The 2,315-nt window shown below is 71.7% G+C and carries 3 protein-coding genes; 1 reads left to right on the top strand and 2 read right to left on the bottom strand.

What is annotated here, in order from left to right; genetic code table 11:
* Window positions 1-123: 123 nt before the first annotated feature.
* The gene (locus tag RIF93_RS20215; protein WP_309093235.1) at window positions 124-912 is read right to left on the bottom strand and encodes a LytTR family DNA-binding domain-containing protein; all 789 of its coding nucleotides are present in this window, start codon (window positions 910-912) and stop codon (window positions 124-126) included.
* A gap of 103 nt (window positions 913-1,015) precedes the next feature.
* On the opposite strand from RIF93_RS20215, the gene RIF93_RS20210 reads away from it, so the two are divergent.
* Window positions 1,016-1,696 carry a DUF2306 domain-containing protein gene (locus tag RIF93_RS20210; RefSeq protein ID WP_309093234.1) on the top strand — a complete coding sequence of 227 codons (681 nt, stop codon included), beginning with the start codon at window positions 1,016-1,018 and terminating at the stop codon, window positions 1,694-1,696.
* A 5-nt stretch (window positions 1,697-1,701) separates the two neighbouring features.
* Here RIF93_RS20210 and RIF93_RS20205 read toward each other — a convergent pair whose 3' ends face one another.
* Window positions 1,702-2,220, bottom strand: coding sequence for an SRPBCC family protein (locus RIF93_RS20205; RefSeq protein WP_309093233.1), 519 nt, complete (start codon window positions 2,218-2,220; stop codon window positions 1,702-1,704).
* Between the last annotated feature and the right edge of the window lie 95 nt (window positions 2,221-2,315).

Genomic DNA, 2,315 nt, shown 5'->3' with positions numbered 1-2,315 from the left:
CGCCCACGAGGGCGAACTGCGCAAGCACGGCGTGCCGGCCACCCAGGTCCAGGCCGCCCTGCGCATCGGCGCCGTGGTCCACGCCGCCAGCCGCATCGTCGCTTCCGAAACGGCGCTGGCGGCCTAGGCGGCCGGAGCCGCCCAGTCCGTGCCGCGCAGGGCGGCGGCGTAGGTCCGGCTGACCGGGGCGACGGCGCCGTCGGACAGGGTCAGCTCGCCCCGGCCCGCCTTCCAGCGCGCCGCCTCCACGCCGGTGCGGGCCACCCACCATGAGCGATGCACGCGAAAGCCGTCGGCGCCCTCCAGCGCCGCCAGGGCGTCCGCCAGCCGCATCAGCACCAGGGCAGACCCCGCTTCGGTGCGAATGCGCAGATAGTGGTCCTCGGCCTCCACGGCGATCAGCCGCGCGCGGGCCAGCCGCGGCGGCAGCCGGCGGCGCAGCTCCGGCGGCGCGACGCCGTCCGGCGGGGCGAGTTTTGTCAGCGGTTGGCGAAGAGCCGTGCGCGTGAGCCACGCCAGCCCGACCACGGCGACGTTGATTGTCATCACGCTCGGCGTGGTCCAAAGCAACTTCTCGAGCGTGAACGACCGTCCGAACACCAGGACCGGAAACACCGAAACCCACAGGGCGATCGGCGGGGTCATGGCGATCAGCTGGGCCACGGCGAACACCCGCGGCCGGCCGGGGAACAGACGGGCCACCCAAGGCTCGATCAGGGCGGCGATGACGCCGCCGCCCAGCATCGCCAGCTGCCAGTAGGGGTAGCGCTCGCGTGCGGGCACGCTCTCGCCGTCATAGGCGGCGATCGCCGCCAGGAAGAGGCCGAACAGGGACAGGCCGAGCAGTTCGGCAACGCTGGATCGGCCGATCCGGACGCCCCGGAAGCTCTTCATGACATCGTCGGTCGTCACGCCCCTCTCCGTTCGCGAACGCATCCCCGCCGTTCGCGAAAGCAAGGCTGACACGCTCGCCTCCGCGGTTTCAAGCGGGCCTCCCCTTCTCGAGGAGCCTTCGATGATCCGCGTTCTGAGCCGTGCCGCAACGGCGACCGTCTTCTGGCTGACCGTCCTCCTGTGTCTGGCGGTGGCGCTGTTCAGCGCCCGCTTCCTGCTGCCCGAGCCGTTCATGACCCAGGGCATGGAGCCGCACATCGAGGCGCGGCCGCTGGTCTTCCTGACCCATGTCGCCAGCGCCCTCACCGCCTTGGCTCTCGGGCCGTTCCAGCTGATCTCCTGGCGAGGCCCCCGACGCGCCTGGCACCGCTGGTCCGGGCGGGTCTATGTGGCGGCCTGCCTGATCGGCGCCGTGTCCGGCTTCGGCCTCGCCGTGACCAGCCTGTCCGGCCCGATCGCAGGGTTGGGTTTCGGTTTTCTGGCGGTCGCCTGGTTCGTCGCCACTGCGATGGGGTGGCGCAAGGCGGTCGGGGGTCAGTTCGGTCAGCACCGTCGATGGATGATCCGCAGCCTTTCCCTCACCTTCGCGGCGGTCACCCTCAGGCTGATGTTGCCGATCGTCCCGCTGACCGGCCTCGACTTCGCCAATGCCTACCCCGCCATCGCCTTCCTGTGCTGGATTCCCAACCTGCTGATCGCGGAGCTGTGGCTCAGGATCCGGGGCTGGGAGGTCACGACCGCGACCTCTCGGACTGCAATCGCGGGGCCCTGGCGAGCCCGGGCGTCGGCGGAGTCGGCCTGACGCCTCTACGAGCCGGCGGCGCCGAGGTGCGCGGCGAGGCGGCCGAACTGCTCGGCCATCACGCCGTCGACGGGATCGGCCATGGCGCCCGCGCCCGGGCCGGTCACCGAGAACGTCCACTTCAGCACCCGGCCGCCGCCCTCGGCGTCCGCCCAACTCATGGTCAGGACGGCGTCGGCTCCGATGGATTGCAGCGGGCCGAACGGCGCCTCGAAGCGGACCATCCTGCGCTCCGGCCATACCAGCAATGTCTCGGCGTGCTTGACGCCGCCGCCGGGCAGTGCCTCGCACCAGCAGCCGCCAGGCCGCAGATCGACCGAGATGTTCGATGCACTGCCGGACCAGGTGTGGGCGTCGCTCCACCACGCCGCCGGGCGGCCGATCGCCTCCAGGACAACCTCGGCCGAGGCGGTAACGGCGCGTTCGTAGGTCAGTGTGAAGCCGTCGGCCGAGCGGGCCTTGACCTCGGCCGCGGCTGGTCCGGCGACAGCCGCCAGCACGGCGGCGAGCAGCAGATGTTTCATGCGAGCCTCCTCCCGGTCCGCATCCGCCGGCATGGCGGCGACGGCGTCAAGCCGCCGCGAAGGTCAGGGGCTCGCCCCAGAACCGGCTGACAAGG

The sequence above is a fragment of the Phenylobacterium sp. genome (assembly GCF_031181185.1).
Lineage (GTDB): Bacteria > Pseudomonadota > Alphaproteobacteria > Caulobacterales > Caulobacteraceae > Phenylobacterium.
The sequence above is the reverse complement of the archived record's forward strand: the minus strand, read 5'-3'. Positions and strand labels throughout refer to the sequence as shown.